The following is a 22,272-nucleotide window of genomic DNA, read 5'->3' as shown; positions in this document are numbered from 1 at the left end:
GCGCAAACACTCAAAGCTAGACTTCCTCAGCCCAGTCGACTTTGAGCAAGGCTTAATGGGCTAAGCAAACCGTCCGGGAAACTGGGGGAAGCCCACGCACACGTTTTCAGAGCTAGAGATGGCCCGTGCGAATGCATCGCGTAACGCCGTCGAGCGCAATCTTCATCTTGACCAAGCGCGACAGCATGCCGGCAAGCTCACCGGCGCAAATGCCGATAGCAGTCACGGCCATGGCACGCTAGTCAAGCTCGCGCTCGGCAAGCTGCGTGAGGTTTTGGGAAATGCAGGATCAGCAGAAGAAGAGGTAATCAGCGCGGCCAAGGCCGTGGAGCAAGCGCTCGGCGACGGACTCCAGCAGTTTCGAAGCGATGAGCACCTTCTGACGTTCGAGGCAGAGTTTTCTGCATTGCTGAACGATGAGGAACGCGCGATCAAAGCTCTCGCCAAAGCGATTGCTAAGAATCCAGCGAGTCCGTTTGTTGCGAAGGCGCTGAGCCGCCTCTATGAGGCTCGAGGGGACTACCCTGCCGCACGCAAGACGCTTGATGACGCCGTGCGCGTGCTGGCCGGCGACAAATGGCTCAACGGTGCCCTTGCGCGCTTGCTCGAGCGTTACTTCCCTGCTGAGGGCCTCGAGGCGGAGGCTTGCTGGCGACGCTCGTTCACTGAGGGCGACACCAATTACACGTCGCAGTTCTGGTTCGCCCGAAGGCTATATCTCAACAATAAGATCGACGAGGCTTCAGACAGGTTTTCAAAGCTCAAACTTGCTCGCCTGCCGCGCCACGTAAAGCTCAAGATTTCAGGCCGCATTCGTGAGGATCATGTGGTCAAAGAATTCGATGGGGTAATCGCGCGGTTGGAGTCCGACTATGCGTGGGTGACGCCTTATGGACAGCAACGCTCCATCTACCTTCACTGCTCGGGAGTCGATTCGGCGACATGGCAGAGCCTGCGCAAAGACAACTCGATAAAATTCAACATTGGATTCAACTACATGGGGCCCGCAGCCATCATGACTTGAGCACAATCGCTAGGGAAGGTCTGCACAACGCCCGTGGCAAGGAGTGCTGATGCGCGATGTTTCAGATGGCGGCAGGCGCAGCGCGATTTCGGTGATTCGAGGGCCGATTTGCGGTCTTTTGCCGGCTCCTTGGGCCGCTGCGGGCGCACTCATCCCCGGGCCTCTCTCAAAAGCGTTCGGCGCACCATCCACAGATTGGAAAGCGCAAACAGCGGGTGCAACTGCGCCGTGTTCTTGGCCAAGCCGCGGTAGCGCACCTTCACATGCCCGAACTGGCGCTTGATGACACGGAGCGGGTGCTCCACCTTGGCGCGGATGCTGGCCTTCACATGTTCGAGCTTGTCCATGACCGCGCCTATCGGCGTGCTCCTGTCCAGGGCCTTGCGTTTGCCCGGGCGCATGGCCACATGCCAGTTCGCATCAATGTCCTGCGTCTCTTCACGCTTGCTCACGCCCTGGTAGCCCGCGTCAGCAAACACATCGCTCTCTTCTCCGTGCACCAGCGCGCTGGCTTGCGTCACGTCGTTGACGTTGGGACGCTCGGGTTGCCTCAATCTTCTGGACTGCACGCAATGGCTGTGCCGCATCCACGACCGGTCATCGAGCCTGCGACAAAGTTCGCCACTGGCTCACGGCAATGTGACCAATATCGTGAGTTTGCGCGAGCTGCCCCCACCGGCCGGAGACGCTACTCATGACCCACTGAGCATGGATTCGAACTTGTCCACCGCTCGATGTCAGCTGAAATTAGCTAAGTTACCCAATGGTCCCAACCGACATAAGGTCACAGCAGCCTGGCTATAGACGGGCTACGTCTGGGCTACAGATGGGCTACAGGACCCAGAAAGCAAAAAAGCCCTCGTTTCCGAGGGCTTCAGTGACAAGCAAGTGCTTGATTTGGTTGGTTGCGCGGGCAAGATTTGAACTTGCGACCTTTGGGTTATGAGCCCAACGAGCTACCAGGCTGCTCCACCGCGCGTCAAGCCTGTGATTCTATCACGCTTTGTCAGCGTCTGCGGCCGGAGCGGCATCTTCTGCACGATCGACCAACTCGACGAGTGCCATCGGAGCGTTGTCGCCCACGCGGTAACCCATCTTCAGGATACGGGTGTAGCCACCAGGACGTGCAGCGAAGCGCGGGCCCAGTTCGTTGAACAGCTTCACGACCACGTCACGGTCGCGCAAGCGGTCAAACGCCAGGCGGCGGTTGGCCACGGTGGCCACCTTGGCCAGCGTGATCATGGGTTCCACCACGCGGCGCAGCTCTTTGGCCTTGGGTACGGTGGTCTTGATGACTTCGTGCGTGAGCAGCGAGTTCATCATGTTGCGAAGCATTGCGAGGCGGTGCTCGCTGGTGCGGTTGAGTTTTCTAAGTCCGTGTCCGTGACGCATTTTTCATCCTTTCAGTTGTTTTGCCCGCAGCCGTGTCAGGTACTGTGGGTTCGTCCGTGGCCGGCTTCGTGCCGGCTGGCGGAATTTCAGTGCTTGTCCAAACCGGCCGGCGGCCAGTTCTCAAGCTTCATGCCCAAGGTCAAGCCGCGCGAAGCGAGCACTTCCTTGATTTCGTTGAGCGACTTGCGACCCAGGTTGGGGGTCTTGAGCAACTCGTTCTCGGTGCGCTGAATCAGATCACCGATGTAATAGATGTTCTCGGCCTTGAGGCAGTTGGCTGAGCGCACGGTGAGCTCCAGCTCATCGACAGGGCGCAACAGGATCGGGTCGAACTGCTGCGAACTGCGCTGGGCAGGTGCTTCGAAGTTGAGTTCGGCGCCTTCGAGCTGAGCGAACACAGCCAGTTGCTCAACCAGGATCTTGGCCGATGCGCGAACCGCTTCTTCAGGACCGATGGAACCGTTGGTCTCGATCTCCAGCACCAGCTTGTCCAGATCGGTGCGCTGCTCGACGCGAGCGCTCTCGACCGTGTAGCTCACGCGCTTGACGGGCGAGAACGACGCGTCCAGCACGATGCGACCGATGGAGCGGGCCTGGTCGTCGTTGCGACGCAGGCTGCCCGGCACATAACCACGGCCTTTTTCGACCTTGATCTGCATGTCCAGCTTGGCGCCGGCGGACAACGTGGCGATCACGTGGCCGGGGTTCACGATTTCGACGTCGTGCGGGGTCTGGATGTCGGCAGCGGTCACGAGGCCTTCGCCGTCCTTGCGCAAGCTCAGCGTGACTTCGTCGCGGTTGTGGAGCTTGAACACCACGCCCTTGAGGTTCAGGAGCATGTTGACCACGTCTTCCTGAACGCCGTCAATTGACGAGTATTCGTGCACAACACCGGCGATGGTGACTTCGGTCGGTGCGTGGCCGGTCATGGAAGACAACAAGACCCGGCGCAGGGCGTTGCCCAGCGTATGGCCGTAGCCACGCTCAAAGGGCTCCAGCGTGACCTTGGCTTTGTTGGCCGAGACTTGCTCGACGTTGATGGTTTTGGGCTTCAGCAGATTGTTCAGCATTCAAACTTCCTTCAGTACCCTCGGCTCGTTACACCGATAAGGCAGATGGAGCATGGCCCGGCCGCACCCGCAAAGGTGCCCGCCGGGAACGAAATTAACGGGAATAGAGTTCGACGATCAACGACTCGTTGACGTCAGAGGCGAATTCGTCGCGGTCAGGCGACTTCTTGAACACGCCTTCAACCTTGTCCACCGACACGTCCACCCAAGCGGGAAAACCGATCTGCTTGGCCAGTTCCATGGCTTCGAGCACACGGCCCTGCTTCTTCGACTTCTCGCGAACGGCGATCACGTCACCAGCCTTGACCGAGTACGAAGGGATGTTGACCGACTTGCCATTCACCAAGATCGCCTTGTGCGACACGATCTGGCGGGCTTCGGCGCGGGTGGAAGCAAAACCCATGCGGAACACGACGTTGTCCAAACGGGCTTCCAGCAGGAACAACAGGTTCGCACCGGTGTTGCCACGGCGGCGATCGGCTTCTGCGAAGTAGCGGCGGAACTGGCGCTCCAGCACACCATACGTGCGCTTGACCTTCTGCTTCTCGCGCAGCTGCACGCCGAAGTCGGAGGTGCGCTGACCCGAGGTGCGACCGTGCTGGCCGGGCTTGGAGTCGAATTTGGCCTTGTCGCTGATCGAGCGGCGGGCGCTCTTGAGCAAGAGGTCGGAGCCTTCACGGCGGGAGAGTTTGGCCTTGGGGCCGAGGTAACGTGCCACGTTGATGTCCTTGTGTTTCTGCCGCAACCCACATCAAACGATGTCATTGCGGGAGCCGCTTCTTAAATGAAGTGGCGGTGGGCTTAGCAAAAAATGCCACCGCAGGCGACTGCGGTGGCGCTCGAAAAAAAGCCTTCCATTGTACCGCGAGAGCGGTACCGCCTCAAATGCGGCGGCGCTTCTGCGGACGGCAGCCGTTGTGTGGAACGGGCGTCACGTCAGAGATGGAGTTGATGCGGATGCCGAGAGCGCCCAGAGCGCGCACCGACGATTCACGACCAGGACCTGGGCCTTTGATCTCGACGTCCAGGTTCTTGATGCCTTGTTCAATAGCGGCGCGGCCAGCAACTTCTGAAGCCACCTGGGCAGCAAAAGGCGTGGATTTGCGCGAGCCCTTGAAGCCCTGACCACCGGATGAGGCCCAAGACAACGCGTTGCCTTGGCGATCGGTGATCGTGATGATGGTGTTGTTGAACGAGGCATGCACGTGAGCGATACCGTCGGCAATATTCTTGCGAACTTTTTTGCGGACGCGTGCGGATGCGCTGGTGGAGGGTGACTTGGCCATGGGAATCCTTCGAACCGATTACTTCTTCAGCGACTGGGCTGCCTTGCGGGGACCTTTGCGCGTGCGCGCGTTGGTCTTCGTGCGCTGACCGCGCAGCGGCAAGCCACGGCGGTGACGGAAACCGCGGTAGCAACCGATGTCCATCAAACGCTTGATGTTCATGGTCGTTTCACGGCGCAGGTCACCCTCGATCGTGAACGTGCCGACCTGATCGCGAACTTTTTCAAGCTCCGCGTCGCTCAGGTCTTTGATCTTCTTGGTGTAGTCGATGCCACACGCTTCGCAGATCTTGCGAGCGCGGGTGCGACCGATACCGAAAATTGCCGTCAAGCCGATTTCAGCGTGCTTGTGCGGCGGAATGTTGATGCCTGCAATACGAGCCATGATGGTCCTCTAAACTTCAATCAGCCTTGACGCTGCTTATGACGCGGATCGGTGCAAATGACTCGCACAACACCGTGCCGCTTGATGATCTTGCAGTTGCGGCACATTTTTTTGACCGAAGCCGAAACTCTCATAGTCTTCTCCTAGATATTCCAAAAAATATTCAACAACCAACCACTCACTTCGAGCGAAACACGATGCGCGCTCTGGTGAGGTCGTAGGGCGTGAGCTCTACCTTGACCTTGTCACCTGGCAGGATCCGGATGTAGTGCATCCGCATCTTGCCGCTGATGTGTCCCAGGACCACATGACCGTTTTCGAGCTTGACCCTGAAGGTCGCATTGGGGAGGTTTTCTACCACCTCACCTTGCATCTCGATCACGTCGTCCTTGGACATACAAAAAACTCAACTGCCGGGTGACGTCTTGAAGTTAGCCTTCTTGAGCAGTGATTCGTACTGCTGAGACATCATGTAATTCTGAACCTGAGCCATGAAATCCATGGTGACCACAACAATGATCAACAGAGAGGTACCGCCAAAGTAAAACGGAACGTTGTACTTCAGGATCAGGAACTCGGGCAGCAAACACACCGCAGTGATGTAAACGGCACCAGCCAGTGTCAACCGCAGCAGGATCTTGTCGATATAGCGAGCGGTCTGGTCACCTGGACGAATACCGGGAATGAATGCACCGCTTTTCTTCAGGTTGTCGGCTGTCTCTCGGCTGTTGAACACCAGCGCCGTGTAGAAGAAGCAGAAGAAGATGATGGCGGCGGCATACAAAGCCACGTAAATCGGTTGGCCCGGCGACAAAGCAGAAGCGATGTCACGCAGCCAGCGTGTGGAATCGCCAGTGCTCACCCAGCTCACGACCGTGGTCGGCAACAGGATGATGGACGAGGCAAAGATCGGGGGAATCACACCCGCCATGTTCAGCTTGAGCGGCAGATGAGATGACTGACCACCGTACACCTTGTTGCCCACCTGGCGGCGCGCGTAATTCACCAAAATCTTGCGCTGGCCGCGCTCGACAAACACCACAAAGTAGGTCACGAGAACCACCAGCGCGATGATGAAGATGGCGATCAGGATGTTCATGGCGCCGGTGCGCACCAGTTCCAGCAGACCACCCACAGCACTCGGCAAACCTGCAGCAATGCCGGCAAAAATCAGGATGGAAATGCCGTTGCCCAAACCACGTTCTGTGATTTGCTCGCCGAGCCACATCAAGAACATCGTGCCAGCCACCAGACTGACCACCGCCGTCAGACGAAAGCCCATGCCGGGGTCAATCACCAGGCCGGCAGAACCCTCCAGCGCGAGCGCAATACCCATCGACTGGAAAATCGCCAAACCCAACGTGCCATAACGGGTGTACTGCGTGATCTTGCGACGACCAGCTTCGCCCTCTTTCTTCAACTGCTCAAACGTGGGGACCACATACGTCATGAGCTGCATGATGATCGACGCCGAAATGTACGGCATGATCCCCAGCGCAAACACAGTGAAGCGAGACAACGCCCCACCCGAGAACATGTTGAAGAGGCTGAGAATGCCGCCCGCCTGCCCTTTGAACAGCTGTTCAAGTTGTGCGGGATCGATACCCGGCACCGGGATGTGTGCACCGATGCGGTACACCACCAGAGCGAGCAGCAAGAAAACCAGCCGACGACGCAGGTCGCCGAACTTGCCGGTTTTGGCCAGGGACGTGGATCCAGTTGCCACAGATTGTTTCCGTTGGGATCCGGTCAGGCGATCGAGCCACCAGCGGCTTCGATCACGGCCTTGGCACCGGCGGTTGCCGAGACATCCTTGAAGGACACGGCACGCGTGAGTTCACCCGTTTTGATGACCTTGACGCGCTTGGCCAAGTGAGGCACGAGGCCTGCCTGCTTGAGCACGAGCATGTCGACGTCAGCCACGTTGAGCGCGCTGATATCGGTCAACGTGACTTCGGCGTTGAACTGAAGCTGGGCCGACTTGAAGCCACGCTTGGGCAAGCGACGCTGCAGAGGCATTTGACCGCCCTCAAAGCCCACTTTGTGGTAACCGCCCGAACGGGACTTTTGGCCTTTGTGGCCACGACCTGCGGTCTTGCCCAGGCCGGAACCGATGCCGCGACCCACGCGACGCTTGGCGTGCTTGGAGCCTTCAGAGGGCTTGATGGTGTTGAGTTGCATGTCCGTGACTCCGATCAGAGTACTTTGACCAGGTAGCTGATCTTGTTGATCATGCCGCGCACGGCAGGCGTGTCCTGCAGCTCGCTGGTGCTGTTGAGTTTGCGCAGACCCAGGCCACGCACTGTGTCGCGGTGGGACTGCTTGGTTCCGATGGGGCTGCGCACCAACTGAACCTTGACGGTGTTTTGAGTGGTCATGATCGCTCCAATCAACCCAGGATGTCTTCGACGGACTTGCCACGCTTGGCAGCCACATCGGACGGGGTGGTTGAATTCTTCAGGGCGTCCAGCGTGGCACGCACCAGGTTGTAGGGATTGCTCGAACCATGGCTCTTGGCCACGACGTCGGTGATGCCGAGCACTTCAAAAACAGCACGCATCGGGCCGCCTGCAATGATGCCGGTACCTTTGGAGGCGGGCAGCATCATGACGTTGGAAGCGCCGTGCTCGCCGTGCACGCTGTGGTGCAGGGAGCCGTTCTTGAGCGACACCTTGATCATGTTGCGACGAGCCGCTTCCATGGCTTTCTGAACGGCCACCGGCACTTCACGCGCCTTGCCCTTGCCCATGCCCACGCGGCCATCGCCGTCGCCGACGACGGTCAGTGCTGCGAAACCGAGGATGCGACCGCCCTTGACCACCTTGGTCACGCGGTTGATCGCGATCATCTTTTCGCGCAAACCGTCTTCGTTCGCTTCGTTCTTGATGTTTGCCGTAAATTTAGCCATTTTGTGGTTTCCGTTTGATCAGAACTGCAGGCCGGCTTCGCGGGCGGCGTCTGCCAGGGCTTTCACCCGACCGTGGTAGGCAAAACCGGAGCGGTCAAAAGCCACCTTTTCAATGCCGGCGGCCTTGGCCTTCTCGGCGATGCGCTTGCCGATCAGGGCCGCAGCGGCGGCGTTGCCACCCTTGCCGGCGCCACCGATCTGGGCACGCACTTCGGCTTCGACCGTGGAAGCCGAAGCCAGCACCTTGGCGCCGTCGTCGGAGATGACGTTGGCGTAGATGTGCAGGTTGGTGCGGGTCACGCTCAGGCGGACAGCGCCCTGCTGTGCAATGCGGATCCGCGTTTGGCGGGCGCGGCGCAGACGTTGCTCTTTTTTGGTCAACATGATCCTGATCCTTATTTCTTCTTGGTTTCCTTGATCACGACCTTTTCATCCGCGTAGCGGATGCCCTTGCCCTTGTAGGGCTCGGGGGGGCGCACGGCCCGCACTTCGGAAGCGACCTGACCAACACGCTGACGGTCCGAACCCTTGATCAGGATTTCGGTCGGCGTCGGCGTTTCCACCTTGATACCGGCAGGCATGTCCATCACCACCGGATGGGAGTAGCCCACCGTGAGGTTCAGCTTGGTGCCTTGTGCCTGGGCCTTGTAGCCCACGCCCAGCAGCGTGAGCTTCTTCTCGAAGCCTTTGCTGACGCCGTTGACCATGTTGTTGACCAGCTGACGCATGGTGCCCGACATGGCGTTGGCTTCGCGGGACTCGTTCACGGGAACGAAGGTCAGCGCGCCGTTGTTGCTTTCAACCTTGACCAGCGCGTTTTGCGCCAGCGCCAGAGCACCCAGGGTGCCCTTGACGTTGATCAGGTCGTCTTTGACGGCGATCTCGACCCCGGCAGGGATGGAGACCGGCAGTTTTCCAATACGTGACATTAATTGCTCCTCAATGCCCGCATCAGGCGACGTAACACAGGACTTCGCCGCCGACACCGGTGGCGCGAGCCTTGCGATCGGTCATCACGCCCTGGGGCGTGGTGACGATGGCCACACCCAGACCGTTCTGGACCTGGGGGATGGCGTTGCGGCCGCGGTAAACGCGCAGGCCGGGACGGCTGACACGCTCGATGCGCTCGATCACAGGACGGCCAGCGTAGTACTTCAAGGCGATTTCGAGTTCGCTCTTGCCGTCGTTGTTCTTGACCTGGAACCCGTCGATGTAACCCTCGTCCTTCAGGACTTGGGCAATCGCGGCTTTGACCTTGGAGGCCGGCATCGACACGGTGGACTTCTCGACCATCTGCGCGTTGCGGATGCGGGTCAACATGTCGGCGATAGGATCACTCATGCTCATTTGTGGTTCTCCTAGGGCTTACCAGCTGGCTTTGGTGATGCCGGGGATTTCTCCGGCAAACGCCATTTCACGGACCTTGGCGCGAGCCAGGCCGAAGTGAGCGAAGGTGCCACGCGGACGACCGGTGATCTCGCAGCGGTTGCGCTGGCGGGTCGGGTTCGAGTTGCGGGGCAGCTTCTGCAGACCCAGGCGGGCCGCATCGCGCTCTTCGTCGGACTTCTTGACGTCGTTGGCGACGGCTTTGAATTCGTTGTATTTCTTGGCGAACTTGGCGGCGAGTTTTTCGCGCTTGAGTTCACGTTGCAGTAGTGCTTGTTTAGCCACGCGCCACCTCAGTTCTTGAACGGGAAACGGAAACCAGCCAGAAGAGCCTTGCACTCCTCGTCGTTCTTGGCGGTCGTCGTGATGCTGATGTTGAGACCGCGCAAGGCGTCAACCTTGTCGTACTCGATCTCAGGGAAGATGATCTGTTCTTTGACGCCGACGTTGTAGTTGCCGCGGCCGTCAAACGAGCGACCGGAGATACCACGGAAGTCACGCACCCGGGGCAGAGCCACGGTGACGAAGCGGTCCAGGAATTCGTACATCTTGGCGCCGCGCAGGGTCACCATGCAGCCGATGGCCTGTTGTTCGCGGATCTTGAAACCGGCGATGGCCTTGCGGGCCTTGGTCACAACAGGCTTCTGGCCGGCGATCTTGGTCAGGTCGCCCACGGCGTTGTCCATGACCTTCTTGTCGGCAACGGCTTCGCTCACGCCCATGTTCAGCGTGATCTTGGTGATGCGGGGCACCTCCATGATCGACTTGTAGCCGAACTTCTCCACCAGGCTGGGCGCGATGGTGTCGCGGAAAATGTCTTGCAAACGTGCCATGGTCATGCCGCCTTGATTTCTTCGCCGCTGGACTTGAAGACGCGCACTTTCTTGCCGTCAGCCAGGAGCTTGATGCCCACGCGATCTGCCTTGCCCGTGGCGCCATTGAAGATGGCGATGTTGGACTGGTGGATGGGCATGGTTTTTTCGATGATGCCGCCGGTCACGCCCTTCATGGGGTTCGGCTTGGCGTGCTTCTTGACGATGTTCACGCCTTCGACGACCAGCTTGCTGTCGTCGGCACGGAGCACAACCTTGCCGCGCTTGCCCTTGTCGCGTCCTGCAATCACGATGACTTCGTCACCACTGCGAATCTTGTTCATGATGATTCCTCAGAGAACCTCGGGCGCCAGCGACACGATCTTCATGAACTTTTCGGTGCGCAGCTCGCGCGTCACCGGTCCGAAGATGCGGGTGCCGATGGGCTCCAGCTTGGCGTTGAGCAACACTGCTGCGTTGCCGTCGAATTTGATGAGAGCGCCGTCTTGACGACGGATGCCCTTGGCGGTGCGAACCACCACAGCGTTGTAAACCTCGCCTTTTTTGACGCGGCCACGGGGCGCTGCTTCTTTGATGGTGACCTTGATGACGTCGCCCACGCTGGCGTAACGCCGCTTGGAGCCGCCGAGCACCTTGATGCACATCACGGACTTGGCACCCGTGTTGTCGGCAACATCGAGTCGAGATTGCGTTTGGATCATTTGATTTAAGTCCCAACTTGAATCCCCCCAGCCACCACGGCCGGGAGTGATCAGTCTTGGGCCCGTCGTCGAGAACCGAAGCGGCCTGAACCAGCTTCAACCCTGTCCGAGTGGGCAGATTGCCTCGCTTTTTTGGAGCGAAGCCGCGCAGTATCACATGGTTTCAGCGGACTGTCAACGCAGTCGCCGGGAAAAACCCGCTAAATCGCGTTGGGCGCGGGCAGATAACGGGTGCAGAGCTCCAGAAAAGACGGCAGCGCCGGGTCCGAGCCCAGCTCCTGCTGAAGGATCTCGGCCACGGTGGGCGCCATTCGGGCTGCCTGGGTGGCGTCGAGAAACAGGATGCGAGAGCGCCGGGCGAGCACATCCTCCACCGTCTGGGCGTGCTCGACACGCGCGGCATGGCGCACCATGGCTTCGGTCAAGCCGGCGCCCAGGGCGTTGCTCTGGCCCGGGCAGTCATTCACCTGCGCCGCCTCGGAACCATACAGATGCAGGCCCGGCGCGGCGTGCAAGGGCGTTACGGGGCTGGCCACGGCGGCACCTTTCAGCACATGCGCCGCACTCTGGCCGCCCGCGCGGCGCGGCAAGAGCTGGTTGGCAAAACAGCGTTCCAGCACGTCTTCGGCCATGGCGCGGTAGGTGGTCCATTTGCCACCGGTCACGGTGACCAGGCCGTTGGCGTCGACCACGATGGTGTGTTCGCGCGACAGCACCTTGGTGCCGCCCTCGGCCGCCGCGGGCGCGGCGACCAGGGGGCGCAAACCCACCCAGATGCTTTTGATGTCTTCGCGTCGCACCGGTCGGCTCAGCGCCTGGCTGGCCTCGCTGAGGATGAACTCGAGCTCTTCTGCAAAGGCGTCGGGCTCGCGCGCCAGATCATTGCGTGGGGTGTCGGTGGTGCCCAGCACCAGTTTGCCGAGCCACGGCACGGCGAACAGCACGCGGCCGTCTCGCGTCTTGGGCACCAGCAACGCGTGACCGCCGGGCATGAAATCGCGGTCAACCACGACATGCACGCCCTGGCTGGGGCTGACCATGCGCGAGGGCGAGCCCGGGTTTGCCGCGGGCAAGGTGTGGTCGCGCAGCGCATCCACCCAGACGCCAGTGGCGTTGACCACGCAGCGGGCCTGCAACTCGAAGGAGGCGCCGCCGCGCCGGTCGTGCACGTCGATGGTCGACAGCGGGTCTGCGCCCCCGGTGAGTTGGCGCACAGCTGTGACTTCGGCGTAGTTCAGCACCCGGGCGCCTGCAGCCTCGGCCGTCAAGGCCAGCGCCAGCGCCAGGCGCGCGTCGTCGAACTGGCCGTCCCAGTACTTGACGCCGCCGCGCAGGCCCTCGGGGTTCACACCCGGCAGGGCCTGCAGGGTTTGTGCGCGGTTGAGGAATTCGGTGCGGCCCAGCCCGGCGCTGCCAGCCAGCAGGTCGTAGAGCTTGAGGCCGATGCCGTAAAAAGGGGTCTGCCACCAGTGGTACGACGGCATGACGAAGGGAAGCGGTTGCGCGAGATGCGGTGCGATGCGCAGCACCGTGGCGCGCTCGGCCAGCGCTTCGCGCACCAGGGCCAGGTTGCCTTGCGCGAGGTAGCGCACGCCGCCGTGCAGCAGCTTGGTGGAACGGGACGACGTGCCGCCAGCGAAGTCGTGTGACTCCAGCAGCACCACCGAGAAACCGCGCAGCGCCGCGTCAAGCGCCACACCCAGGCCGGTGGCACCGCCGCCCACGACGGCCAGGTCGTACACGCCGTGGCGGGGCAGCGATTCAAGCAGTTCTGCGCGTTTCATGGGGAGAGGAGTGGCCCTGCGCACCGGTTGGGCGCGCAGGGCAGGTTGCTACAAAAACCGACGGCTCAGATCAACGCGCCTTGCCGTTCTTCCATGCGTTGAGCAACTGGTCGTAGGCAATGGTTTCGCCTTTGGGCTTCTCGTTGGCCAGCTTCTTCCAGGGCGCTGCCTTGTCGCTCAGGTACTTGGCGGGGTCGCCCTTGGGGTTGAGCTTGGGTGCGCAGCGCTCCATGCCGGCGCGCTCCAGGCGGCTCATGACCTGGTCCATCTGCTCGGCCAGGTTGTCCATCGCCACCTGCGGCGTCTTCTCCCCGGTCACGGCCTGGGCCACGTTCTGCCACCAGAGCTGGGCCAGCTTGGGGTAGTCGGGCACGTTGGTGCCGGTGGGCGTCCAGGCCACGCGGGCCGGGCTGCGGTAGAACTCGACCAGGCCACCCAGCTTGGGTGCCAGGTCGGTCATGGCCTTGCTCTGGATGTCGCTCTCGCGGATGGGCGTGAGGCCCACGATGGTCTTCTTCAGCGAGGTGGTCTTGGCGGTCACGAACTGCGCGTACAGCCAGGCGGCGGCCGTCTTGTTCTCGTCGTGTCCGTTGAAGAACGACCACGAGCCCACGTCCTGGTAACCGTTCTGCATGCCCTGCTTCCAGTACGGGCCGTTCGGGCCGGGGGCCATGCGCCACTTGGGCGTGCCGTCAGCATTCACCACCGGCAGGCCGGGTTTGGTCATGTCGGCGGTGAAGGCGGTGTACCAGAAGATCTGCTGCGCGATCTGGCCCTGGGCGGGCACCGGGCCGGCTTCGCCGAAGGTCATGCCGGTGGCTTCTTTCGGCGCGTACTTCTTCATCCAGTCGATGTACTTGGTGAGCGCGTACACAGCGGCTGGCGAGTTGGTGGCGCCACCGCGCGAGACGCTGGCACCCAGCGGCGTGCAGCCGTCGGCGCTGGCGCGGATGCCCCACTCGTCCACCGGCTTGCCGTTGGGAATGCCGATGTCGGCGGTGCCGGCCATCGAGAGCCAGGCGTCGGTGAAGCGCCAGCCCAGCGACGGGTCTTTCTTGCCGTAGTCCATGTGGCCGTAGATCGGCTTGCCGTCGATGGTCTTGACGTCTTCGCTGAAGAAGGCGGCGATGTCTTCGTACGCGCTCCAGTTCAGCGGCACGCCCAGGTCGTAGCCGTACTTGGCCTTGAACTTGTCTTTCAGGTCTTGCCGCGCGAACAGGTCGGCGCGGAACCAGTACAAGTTGGCGAACTGCTGGTCGGGCAACTGGTAGAGCTTGCCGTCGGGCGCGGTGGTGAAGCTGGTGCCGATGAAGTCCTTGATGTCCAGACCGGGGTTGGTGTACTCCTTGCCCTTGCCGGCCATGTAGTCGGTCAGGTTCATCATCTTGCCGTAGCGGTAGTGCGTGCCGATCAGGTCGGAGTCGCTGATCCAGCCGTCGTAGATCGACTTGCCCGACTGCATGGAGGTCTGCAGTTTTTCGACCACGTCGCCCTCTTGAATGAGGTCGTGCTTGACGGTGATGCCGGTGATTTCGGCAAAGGCCTTGGCCAGCGTCTTGCTCTCGTATTCGTGCGTGGTGATGGTCTCGGAGACCACCGAAATCTCTTTCACACCCTTGGCCTTGAGCTTGGCCGCGGCGTCGATGAACCACTTCATCTCGGCGGCCTGCTGGGCCTTGCTCAGGGTGGAGGGCTGGAACTCGCTGTCGATCCACTTCTTGGCGGCGGCCTCGTCGGCCCAGGCCGGCAAGGAGCCCAGGGCGAGCAAAGCTGCCAGGGCCAGTGGTGTGTGTCGCAATCTCATGTTTGTCTCCTCGATCGGTGTGCTTCCCCGGTGTGTGACAGGTCTCGGCCCCGGGGAAGCAATGGGCCGAATACCGGAGAACATCGAACGATCAGCCCTTGCGCAGCGCCAGCACCAGCCAGGCCATGGACGCGACGAACGCGATCCAGATGCTGGGCTCCTGCTCCAGCGAGAGCCACTGCGTGAGCCAGCCCGCCAGACCGATGAAGGCCAGGTTGATGTAGGCCGCGCCGAGCAGGCCGATGAAGAGCCGGTCGCCGCGCGTGGTGACCATGGGCAGGAAGCCCTTGCGCTCGACCGTGGGCGATTTGATTTCCCACACGGTCATGCCGATGAGCATGAGCGCGATGCAAGTGAAGAAAACGGCCACCGGGGTGGTCCAGACCATCCACTGAAACATGTTGATGCTCCTCAGACGCGGCCCATCGCGAATCCCTTCGCGATGTAATGCCGCACGAACCAGATGACGATGGCGCCCGGCACGATGGTGAGCACGCCGGCCGCCGCCAGCGTGGCCCAGTCCATGCCGCTGGCACTCACGGTGCGCGTCATGGTGGCCACGATGGGCTTGGCGTTCACGCTGGTGAGCGTGCGCGCCAGCAGCAACTCGACCCAGCTGAACATGAAGCAGAAGAACGCCGCCACGCCCACACCCGCCTTGATCAGCGGCAGGAAGATGGTGAAGAAGAAGCGCGGGAAGCTGTAGCCGTCGATGTAGGCCGTCTCGTCGATCTCGCGCGGGATGCCGCTCATGAAGCCTTCCAGAATCCACACCGCCAGCGGCACGTTGAACAACAAATGCGCCATGGCCACGGCGATGTGCGTGTCCATCAAACCGAGCGTGGTGTAGAGCTGGAAGAACGGCAGCAGAAACACCGCGGGCGGCGTCATGCGGTTGGTGAGCAGCCAGAAGAACACGTGCTTGTCGCCCAGGAAGCGGTAGCGCGAAAACGCATAGGCCGCGGGCAGCGCCACGGTGAGCGAGATCACGGTGTTGATGCCGACGTAGATCAGGCTGTTGATGTAGCCCGAGTACCACGACGGGTCGGTGAAGATGGTCTGGTAGTTGGCCCAGGTGAACTCGGCGGGCCACAGCGTGAACGAGGACAGGATTTCCTGGTTGGTCTTGAAGCTCATGTTGACCATCCAGTAGATGGGCAGCAGCGCGAAGACCAGGTAGGCCAACAGGAAGAAGGTGCGCTTCTTGAATCTGCGTTCATTCATGGCCGTGCTCCTTCTCCGACGTGCCCAGGCGCTGCATCCAGTTGTAGAGCACGAAGCAAAACAACAGGATGATGAGGAAATAGATCAGCGAGAACGCCGCCGCCGGGCCGAGGTCGAACTGGCCGACCGCCTTGGTGGTGAGGTACTGCGACAGGAACGTGGTGGCGTTGCCAGGGCCGCCGCCGGTGAGCACGAAGGGCTCGGTGTAGATCATGAAGCTGTCCATGAAGCGCAGCAGCACCGCGATCATGAGCACACCGCGCATCTTGGGCAGCTGGATGTAGCGGAACACCGCCCACTTGCTCGCGCCGTCGATGCTGGCGGCCTGGTAGTAGGCGTCGGGAATGCTGCGCAGGCCCGCAAAGGCCAGCAGCGCGACCAGCGGCGTCCAGTGCCACACGTCCATGATCAGCACCGTCCACCAGGCGTGTGTGGAATTGCCGGTGTAGCTGTAGTCCATGCCTACCCACTGCAGGAAATAGCCCAGCAGCCCGATGTCGGCGCGGCCGAAGATCTGCCAGATGGTGCCGACCACGTTCCACGGAATCAGCAGCGACAGCGCCACCAGCACCAGCACCGCCGAGGACTTCCAGCCCTGCGCCGGCATGGACAGCGCCAGCGCGATGCCCAAGGGAATTTCCACCAGCAGCACCGCCAGCGAAAACTGGATCTGCCGCCACAGCGCCAGGTGCAGTTCTTCGTCGCGCATCACGGCGGCAAACCACTCGGTGCCGACGAAGACGCGGCGGTCGGGGGACAAAACGTCCTGCACCGAGTAGTTCACCACCGTCATCAGCGGCAGGATGGCCGAGAAGGCCACGCAGACGATGACGGGCAGCACGAGGAACCAGGCTTTCTGGTTCACGGGTTTGTTGGTGGTGCTCATGAAATCAGTGCCTCGTCTTGATAGAAGCAGGTGTGTTCACCCAGCACCCGCAGGTGCACGGTGTCGCCCGCCGCAGGCGCAGCAGCTTCGGGCGCGAGACGGCACTTGAGCCGGTGTTCGCCGGCCTCGCAGGTCACCATCACGTAGGTGCCGATGTCCTGCACGCGCGTCACGGTGGCGGGCAAGGTGTTGGGCTCGCCCGCCTGGCCGAGCGCCAGGTACTCGGGGCGGATGCCGAGCTTGAGCGGTCCTTCGGGCAGCGCCTGGCCGTTGGTGAGCGCCAGCGGCTGGTCCAGCACCACCAGGCCGCCGCGCACGCTGGACGCCGGCAAAAAGTTCATGCCCGGCGAGCCGATGAAATGGCCCACGAAGGTGTGCGCCGGCCGCTCGAACAGCGCCTCGGCCGCCCCCACCTGCACCGCCCGCCCGCGCGTCATCACCACCACCTCGTCGGCGAAGGTCAGCGCCTCCACCTGGTCGTGCGTCACATAGATCAGCGTGAGTTTGAGCTCGTGGTGGATCTGCTTGAGCTTGCGCCGCAGCTGCCATTTCAGGTGCGGGTCGATCACAGTGAGCGGCTCGTCGAACAGCACGGCCGACACATCGGAGCGCACCAGCCCCCGGCCCAGCGAAATCTTCTGTTTCTGGTCGGCGCTCAGGCCGGCGGCGCGCATGTCGAGCTGGTGGCTCATCTCCAGCATCTCGGCAATGCGCCCCACCTGCGCCTGGATTTCCGCCTCGGGCACCTTGCGGTTCTTCAGCGGGAACGCGAGGTTCTGTGCCACCGTCATCGTGTCGTAGATCACCGGGAATTGGAACACCTGCGCGATGTTGCGCTGCTGCGGGCTCTGGCGGGTGACGTCGCGCCCGTCGAACTGCACCGTGCCTTGCGACGGCACCAGCAGGCCCGAGATGATGTTGAGCATGGTGGTCTTGCCGCAGCCCGAGGGGCCGAGCAGCGCATACGCCCCGCCATCCTCAAAGGTCATCTTCAGCGGCAGCAGCGCGTAGTCCTCATCCTTCGTGGGATGCGGCTTGTAGGCGTGCGCCAGATCGAGTTCGATGCGTGCCATCAGGCGACCCTCCCGGGGCGAGCCGGTGCACGGACCAGCGGGCCCCCGGCATCAAAGACAAACAGGCTGTCGGGCTGCAAATACAGCGTGATCGGGTCGCCCAGCGGGCACACGTGCACGCCGGTGAGCTGGGCCACCAGTTCCCCCACCAGCGTGTGCACGTGCACGAAGGTGTCGGAGCCGGCGATTTCGGCCAGCTCCACACGCCCGGGCAGGGCCACGTCGCCCGGGCGCTGCGTCACGCGCAGACCACCGGCGCGCAGGCCCAGCGTGAGGCGTTTCGGCGCGTCGGCCGGCAACGCCAGCGACCACACCTCGCCGCCCTGCACCCGCACGCCACCCGCCACCGCCTCGGCCGCCATCAAGTTCATCGGCGGGTCGCTGAAGGCGCGCGCCACGCGGATGCTCTGCGGCTGGTGGAACACGTCGGCGGTGGGGCCGTACTGCAGCAGTTCGCCAGCGTCCATCACCGCGGTGTACCCGCCCAGCAGCAGCGCCTCGCCCGGCTCGGTGGTGGCGTAAACCACGGTGGAGTCGCCGGTGGCAAACAGCTGGGTGAGCTCCTCGCGCAGCTCTTCGCGCAGCTTGTAGTCCAGGTTCACCAGCGGCTCATCAAACAGCATCAGCGGCGCCTGTTTGGCCAGTGCCCGCGCCAGCGCCACGCGCTGTTGCTGCCCGCCCGACAACTCGGCCGGCAGGCGGTTCAGGAACATGTCGATGTGCAGACGCGCGGCGATGTCGCGCACCTTCTGGTCCACATCGCGGTCACCGCGCAGGCGCATGGGCGAGGCGATGTTCTGCGCCACCGTCATCGAGGGGTAGTTGACGAACTGCTGGTAGACCATGGCCACGTTGCGCTGGCGCACCGACATGCGCGTGACGTCCGCGCCGTCCACCACCACGCGCCCGGTGGTGGCCACGTCCAGGCCGGCCATCACCCGCATCAGGCTGGTCTTGCCGGCCTGCGTGGCGCCGAGCAGCACCGTGACCGCGCCGGGGGCCAGGCTCAGGCTTTGGGGGTAGAGGTGGACGGCAGGCCCGACGGTCTTGCCCACGTGCTCCAGAGACAACTGCATTCGAATCCCAATGTGAAAAACCGCACACCCATGATCGGACAACGTTTCGTTTGCCGGATTTTAAGGTTCGTTTATGTTCGTTTTTATTCGGTACTTACCCTGATCGGCGCCAAAAAGAATTCCGTTATGTTCGGGTGGCTCCCGCTGAACCCGCCATCCACGATGAATCTCAACCCCCGACACACCCAGCTGCTCGACGAAGTGCGCGCCCACGGTCCACAGACCATCGAAGCCCTGGCCGAGCGCTTCGGCGTCACCCTGCAAACGGTGCGCCGCGACGTTCAGCGCATGGCCGAGGCCGGTTTTCTCTCGCGCTTTCACGGCGGCGTGCGCCTGCCCGGCTCCACCACCGAAAACATCGCCTACCGCCAGCGCCAGGCCATGCAGGCCGACGCCAAGACCCGCATCGCCCGCGCCGTGGCGCGGCGGGTGCCCCACGGCTGTTCGCTGATCATGAACATCGGCACCACCATCGAAGCCGTGGCGCGCGAACTGCAGCACCACCGCGGCCTGCGCGTGATCACCAACAACCTGCACATTGCCTCGCTCATGAGCACCCACCCCGACTGCGAGGTGATCGTGGCCGGCGGCGTGGTGCGCGGTGCCGACCAGGGGATCGTGGGCGAGGCAACGGTCGATTTCATGCGCCAGTTCAAGGTCGACATCGGCCTGATCGGCATCAGCGGCATCGAGGCCGACGGCACGCTGCGCGACTTCGACTACCGCGAGGTCAAGGTGGCGCGCGCCATCGTCGAACAATCGCGCGAGGTCTGGCTCGCCGCCGACCACAGCAAGTTCAACCGGCCCGCCATGGTCGAGCTCGCGCGGCTCGACGACCTCGACGTGGTGTTCACCGACCTGCCACCCCCACCGCCCTTTGCCGACCTGCTCGCTGCGGGCAACGTCGAATGCGTGCTCGCCGGCATCGACACCCCGACCGACGCGGCCATCGCCTGACCTTTTCCGGACAACCCCATGACCTACCTGCTGGCCCTGGACCAGGGCACCTCCAGTTCGCGCAGCATCGTGTTCGACCACGCCGGACGCGTCGTCACCATGGCACAGCGCGAGTTCCGCCAGATCTACCCGCAACCCGGCTGGGTCGAGCACGACCCGCGCGACCTCTGGCAAACCCAGCTGGAGACGGCGCGCGCGGCCCTGAAACAAGCCGGCCTGAGCGCTGCGCAACTGGCGGCCGTGGGCATCACCAACCAGCGCGAAACCTCCGTGGTGTGGAACCGCAACACGGGTGAACCGGTCTACAACGCCATCGTCTGGCAGGACCGCCGGGCCGAAGCCACCTGCGCCGAACTGCGCGAACGGGGCGCGAGCGACACCGTGCTGCAGAAGACCGGCCTGCGCATCGACGCCTATTTCTCGGGCACCAAGCTCAAGTGGATCCTGGACAACGTGGCTGGTGCACGCGCCCAGGCCGAGCGCGGTGAGCTCGCCTTCGGCACGGTGGACAGCTGGCTGATCTGGCAGCTCACCGGCGGCGCGCGCCACGTCACCGACGTGAGCAACGCCGCACGCACCATGCTGTTCAACGTGCACACCCGGCAGTGGGACGACGAGCTGCTGGCCCTGCTCGACATCCCGAAAAGCCTGATGCCCGAGGCCCTGCCCTCGAGCGCGCACTTCGGGGAAATGAAAGCCGAGTGGCTGGGCGCGCCGCTGGAAATCGGCGGCGTGGCGGGCGATCAGCAGAGCGCCCTCTTCGGCCAGGCCTGCTTCACCGCCGGCATGGCGAAGAACACCTATGGCACCGGCTGCTTCATGCTCATGCACACCGGCGAGCGCTTCCAGATCAGTCAGAACGGGCTGATCACCACCGCCACGGCACAACCCGCAGGCGCGCCGCAGTACGCGCTGGAAGGCAGCGTGTTCATTGGCGGTGCGGTGGTGCAGTGGTTGCGCGACGGCCTGCGCGCCATCCAGTCCAGCAGCGAGGTGCAGGCGCTCGCCGAGAGCGTGCCCGACGCGGGCGGCGTGGTGCTCGTGCCCGCCTTCACCGGCCTGGGCGCGCCTTACTGGCAGCCCGACACCCGCGGCAGCATCACCGGCCTCACGCGCGGCACCACCATCGCGCACATCGCGCGCGCCGCGCTCGAAAGCATTGCCTTCCAGAGCGCGGCCCTGTTGGATGCCATGAGCCGCGACGCGGTGGCCGCCGGTGGCGTGCCGGTGAGTGAGTTGCGGGTGGACGGTGGCGCCTGCGTCAACGACCTGCTGATGCAGATCCAGGCCGACCTGCTGGGCATCCCGGTGGTGCGCCCGGCCGTGATCGAGACCACCGCGCTGGGCGCGGCGTATCTGGCCGGCCTGCACACCGGCTTGTATGGCGGGCTGGACGAACTCTCCAAACAGTGGCGCGCCGAGCGCACCTTCCACCCCACGCTCTCGCGCGAACGCGCGGCGGAGAAGATGGCGCAGTGGGAACACGCCGTCCGCCAGACCGTAGCGCCCTGAAACACGGGACGGCGCCGCGCGACAATGGCGCGATGAACACCCCCACCCACCCCACCATCACCTTCATCGGCGGCGGCAACATGGCCAGCGCCATCGTCGGCGGCCTCATCCGCCAGGGCCACCCGGCCAGCGCATTGCAGATCGTCGAACCCTGGGACGAACAGCGCACCAAGCTCGCGCAGCAGTTCCCCGGCGTCTCACTCCTCGTGGCCGCCAGCGCGGATCTGCGTGCTTCGGACCTCGTGGTCTGGGCCGTGAAACCGCAAACCTTCAAGGAAGCCGCACTCACCAGCCAGCCTTTCCTGGCCAACGCGCTGCACCTGAGCGTGGCCGCCGGCATCACCAGCGAGAGCATGGCCGGCTGGCTGCAGACGCAGCGCATCGTGCGCGCCATGCCAAACACGCCGGCGCTCGTTGGCCTGGGCATGACCGGCTTGTTCGCCCGCGACGGGGCCAGCGCCGCCGACCGCGCGCTGGTGGAAGCCGTGGTGAAGACCACCGGCGAGCTGGTGTGGGTGAGCGCCGAACAGCAACTCGACGCGGTGACCGCGCTCTCGGGCTCGGGCCCGGCCTACGTGTTCTATTTCCTCGAAGCCATGCGCGACGCCGGCACCCGAATGGGCCTGCCGCCCGAGGTGGCCTACCAGCTCGCAGTCGGCACCTTCATCGGCGCGTCGACCCTGGCGCAACGCTCCGACGATCCGCCGCAGGTGCTGCGTGAGCGTGTGACATCCAAGGGTGGCACGACGTACGCGGCGCTCACGTCGATGGAAGCGGCGGGTGTGAAGGCGAAGTTTGAAGAGGCACTCTTCGCGGCGCGGCAGCGCGCCGAAGAACTCGGTCGCGAGTTCGGCAAGTAACTCGCGCGCGGCTCGCGGACGCCGTGTGCACTACTCCGCGGCTGTCCCCCGGCGGCTGGAGCCGCCTCCTCCTTTATGCCGCTGCGCAGTGCACACGGCATCCGCGAGCGGG

The 22,272-nt window shown here is 63.0% G+C and carries 29 protein-coding genes, 1 tRNA gene and 1 pseudogene; 4 read left to right on the top strand and 27 right to left on the bottom strand.

All coding sequences use genetic code 11. The annotated features are described in order from the left end of the window. Positions 1-118 precede the first annotated feature (118 nt). Positions 119-1,024 carry a tetratricopeptide repeat protein gene (locus tag ACN4F8_RS14900; protein WP_419474281.1) on the top strand — a complete coding sequence of 302 codons (906 nt, stop codon included), beginning with the start codon at positions 119-121 and terminating at the stop codon, positions 1,022-1,024. Positions 1,025-1,173: 149 nt separating this feature from the next. On the opposite strand, the pseudogene ACN4F8_RS14895 reads toward ACN4F8_RS14900, so the two are convergent. The 27 genes and pseudogenes from ACN4F8_RS14895 to ACN4F8_RS14765 all read right to left on the bottom strand — a co-directional run. Continuing rightward, positions 1,174-1,557 (bottom strand): annotated as a pseudogene (locus ACN4F8_RS14895) (transposase); the annotation flags it as partial. A gap of 369 nt (positions 1,558-1,926) precedes the next feature. Then, a tRNA-Met gene (locus ACN4F8_RS14890) sits at positions 1,927-2,003 on the bottom strand. Between the two features lie 17 nt (positions 2,004-2,020). After that, entirely contained in the window at positions 2,021-2,416 is a 396-nt protein-coding gene (gene rplQ, locus ACN4F8_RS14885) for a 50S ribosomal protein L17 (RefSeq protein WP_069045179.1), read from the bottom strand. Positions 2,417-2,502: 86 nt separating this feature from the next. Continuing rightward, a complete protein-coding gene (locus ACN4F8_RS14880) occupies positions 2,503-3,486 on the bottom strand; it encodes a DNA-directed RNA polymerase subunit alpha (protein ID WP_069045178.1) in 984 nt (327 codons plus the stop codon). Positions 3,487-3,580: 94 nt separating this feature from the next. Next, the gene (gene rpsD, locus ACN4F8_RS14875) at positions 3,581-4,204 is read right to left on the bottom strand and encodes a 30S ribosomal protein S4 (protein WP_419474280.1); all 624 of its coding nucleotides are present in this window, start codon (positions 4,202-4,204) and stop codon (positions 3,581-3,583) included. A 163-nt stretch (positions 4,205-4,367) separates the two neighbouring features. After that, positions 4,368-4,772, bottom strand: a complete 405-nt coding sequence (gene rpsK / locus ACN4F8_RS14870; RefSeq protein ID WP_056268973.1) for a 30S ribosomal protein S11 — start codon at positions 4,770-4,772, stop codon at positions 4,368-4,370. An 18-nt stretch (positions 4,773-4,790) separates the two neighbouring features. Next, complete coding sequence (gene rpsM / locus ACN4F8_RS14865) at positions 4,791-5,156, bottom strand: 30S ribosomal protein S13 (protein WP_056268975.1); 366 nt, start codon at positions 5,154-5,156, stop codon at positions 4,791-4,793. A 20-nt stretch (positions 5,157-5,176) separates the two neighbouring features. Beyond that, positions 5,177-5,290: a 50S ribosomal protein L36 gene (gene rpmJ, locus ACN4F8_RS14860; RefSeq protein WP_009514917.1), complete on the bottom strand. Its 114-nt coding sequence runs from the start codon at positions 5,288-5,290 to the stop codon at positions 5,177-5,179. 44 nt (positions 5,291-5,334) lie between these two features. Then, positions 5,335-5,553 carry a translation initiation factor IF-1 gene (gene infA / locus ACN4F8_RS14855; RefSeq protein ID WP_029461331.1) on the bottom strand — a complete coding sequence of 73 codons (219 nt, stop codon included), beginning with the start codon at positions 5,551-5,553 and terminating at the stop codon, positions 5,335-5,337. A gap of 9 nt (positions 5,554-5,562) precedes the next feature. Then, positions 5,563-6,882, bottom strand: a complete 1,320-nt coding sequence (secY, locus tag ACN4F8_RS14850; protein ID WP_056268977.1) for a preprotein translocase subunit SecY — start codon at positions 6,880-6,882, stop codon at positions 5,563-5,565. 23 nt (positions 6,883-6,905) lie between these two features. Continuing rightward, a complete protein-coding gene (gene rplO / locus ACN4F8_RS14845) occupies positions 6,906-7,337 on the bottom strand; it encodes a 50S ribosomal protein L15 (protein ID WP_419474279.1) in 432 nt (143 codons plus the stop codon). A gap of 14 nt (positions 7,338-7,351) precedes the next feature. Beyond that, a complete protein-coding gene (gene rpmD / locus ACN4F8_RS14840; protein WP_056268982.1) occupies positions 7,352-7,534 on the bottom strand; it encodes a 50S ribosomal protein L30 in 183 nt (60 codons plus the stop codon). A gap of 11 nt (positions 7,535-7,545) precedes the next feature. Next, entirely contained in the window at positions 7,546-8,064 is a 519-nt protein-coding gene (rpsE, locus tag ACN4F8_RS14835; RefSeq protein ID WP_056268984.1) for a 30S ribosomal protein S5, read from the bottom strand. Positions 8,065-8,082: 18 nt separating this feature from the next. Further along, positions 8,083-8,448, bottom strand: coding sequence for a 50S ribosomal protein L18 (gene rplR, locus ACN4F8_RS14830; protein ID WP_419474278.1), 366 nt, complete (start codon positions 8,446-8,448; stop codon positions 8,083-8,085). A gap of 11 nt (positions 8,449-8,459) precedes the next feature. Then, complete coding sequence (rplF, locus tag ACN4F8_RS14825; protein WP_419474277.1) at positions 8,460-8,993, bottom strand: 50S ribosomal protein L6; 534 nt, start codon at positions 8,991-8,993, stop codon at positions 8,460-8,462. Between the two features lie 22 nt (positions 8,994-9,015). Beyond that, a complete protein-coding gene (gene rpsH / locus ACN4F8_RS14820; protein WP_056268992.1) occupies positions 9,016-9,411 on the bottom strand; it encodes a 30S ribosomal protein S8 in 396 nt (131 codons plus the stop codon). An 18-nt stretch (positions 9,412-9,429) separates the two neighbouring features. Further along, positions 9,430-9,735, bottom strand: coding sequence for a 30S ribosomal protein S14 (gene rpsN / locus ACN4F8_RS14815; protein WP_056268994.1), 306 nt, complete (start codon positions 9,733-9,735; stop codon positions 9,430-9,432). Positions 9,736-9,743: 8 nt separating this feature from the next. Further along, positions 9,744-10,283, bottom strand: a complete 540-nt coding sequence (gene rplE / locus ACN4F8_RS14810) for a 50S ribosomal protein L5 (protein ID WP_159603317.1) — start codon at positions 10,281-10,283, stop codon at positions 9,744-9,746. A 2-nt stretch (positions 10,284-10,285) separates the two neighbouring features. Next, positions 10,286-10,606: a 50S ribosomal protein L24 gene (gene rplX / locus ACN4F8_RS14805; protein ID WP_069045173.1), complete on the bottom strand. Its 321-nt coding sequence runs from the start codon at positions 10,604-10,606 to the stop codon at positions 10,286-10,288. 9 nt (positions 10,607-10,615) lie between these two features. Then, positions 10,616-10,984: a 50S ribosomal protein L14 gene (rplN, locus tag ACN4F8_RS14800; RefSeq protein ID WP_056268999.1), complete on the bottom strand. Its 369-nt coding sequence runs from the start codon at positions 10,982-10,984 to the stop codon at positions 10,616-10,618. Between the two features lie 200 nt (positions 10,985-11,184). Further along, positions 11,185-12,768: an FAD-dependent oxidoreductase gene (locus ACN4F8_RS14795; protein ID WP_419474276.1), complete on the bottom strand. Its 1,584-nt coding sequence runs from the start codon at positions 12,766-12,768 to the stop codon at positions 11,185-11,187. 70 nt (positions 12,769-12,838) lie between these two features. Continuing rightward, positions 12,839-14,572, bottom strand: a complete 1,734-nt coding sequence (locus ACN4F8_RS14790) for an ABC transporter substrate-binding protein (protein ID WP_419474275.1) — start codon at positions 14,570-14,572, stop codon at positions 12,839-12,841. A 91-nt stretch (positions 14,573-14,663) separates the two neighbouring features. Beyond that, positions 14,664-14,972: a DUF2160 domain-containing protein gene (locus ACN4F8_RS14785; protein ID WP_419474274.1), complete on the bottom strand. Its 309-nt coding sequence runs from the start codon at positions 14,970-14,972 to the stop codon at positions 14,664-14,666. A gap of 11 nt (positions 14,973-14,983) precedes the next feature. Further along, the gene (locus ACN4F8_RS14780; RefSeq protein WP_419474273.1) at positions 14,984-15,796 is read right to left on the bottom strand and encodes a carbohydrate ABC transporter permease; all 813 of its coding nucleotides are present in this window, start codon (positions 15,794-15,796) and stop codon (positions 14,984-14,986) included. After that, entirely contained in the window at positions 15,789-16,682 is an 894-nt protein-coding gene (locus ACN4F8_RS14775; protein ID WP_419474272.1) for a carbohydrate ABC transporter permease, read from the bottom strand. The genes ACN4F8_RS14780 and ACN4F8_RS14775 overlap by 8 nt, the downstream gene beginning before the upstream one ends. Beyond that, the gene (locus tag ACN4F8_RS14770) at positions 16,679-17,755 is read right to left on the bottom strand and encodes an ABC transporter ATP-binding protein (protein ID WP_419474271.1); all 1,077 of its coding nucleotides are present in this window, start codon (positions 17,753-17,755) and stop codon (positions 16,679-16,681) included. The genes ACN4F8_RS14775 and ACN4F8_RS14770 overlap by 4 nt, the downstream gene beginning before the upstream one ends. Further along, the gene (locus tag ACN4F8_RS14765) at positions 17,755-18,831 is read right to left on the bottom strand and encodes an ABC transporter ATP-binding protein (RefSeq protein WP_419474270.1); all 1,077 of its coding nucleotides are present in this window, start codon (positions 18,829-18,831) and stop codon (positions 17,755-17,757) included. Before ACN4F8_RS14765 ends, ACN4F8_RS14770 begins: the two co-directional genes overlap by 1 nt. 162 nt (positions 18,832-18,993) lie before the next feature. On the opposite strand from ACN4F8_RS14765, the gene ACN4F8_RS14760 reads away from it, so the two are divergent. The 3 genes from ACN4F8_RS14760 to proC are packed head-to-tail and all read left to right on the top strand — an operon-like array spanning position 18,994 to position 22,160. Then, positions 18,994-19,788, top strand: coding sequence for a DeoR/GlpR family DNA-binding transcription regulator (locus tag ACN4F8_RS14760; protein WP_419474269.1), 795 nt, complete (start codon positions 18,994-18,996; stop codon positions 19,786-19,788). Between the two features lie 18 nt (positions 19,789-19,806). After that, positions 19,807-21,300, top strand: a complete 1,494-nt coding sequence (gene glpK / locus ACN4F8_RS14755) for a glycerol kinase GlpK (RefSeq protein WP_419474268.1) — start codon at positions 19,807-19,809, stop codon at positions 21,298-21,300. Between the two features lie 32 nt (positions 21,301-21,332). Next, complete coding sequence (proC, locus tag ACN4F8_RS14750) at positions 21,333-22,160, top strand: pyrroline-5-carboxylate reductase (protein ID WP_419474267.1); 828 nt, start codon at positions 21,333-21,335, stop codon at positions 22,158-22,160. Positions 22,161-22,272 lie beyond the last annotated feature (112 nt).

Origin of the sequence: Hydrogenophaga sp., from assembly GCF_048549895.1 — a bacterium.
Classification (GTDB): Bacteria; Pseudomonadota; Gammaproteobacteria; order Burkholderiales; family Burkholderiaceae_C; genus Hydrogenophaga.
The sequence above is the reverse complement of the archived record's forward strand: the minus strand, read 5'-3'. Positions and strand labels throughout refer to the sequence as shown.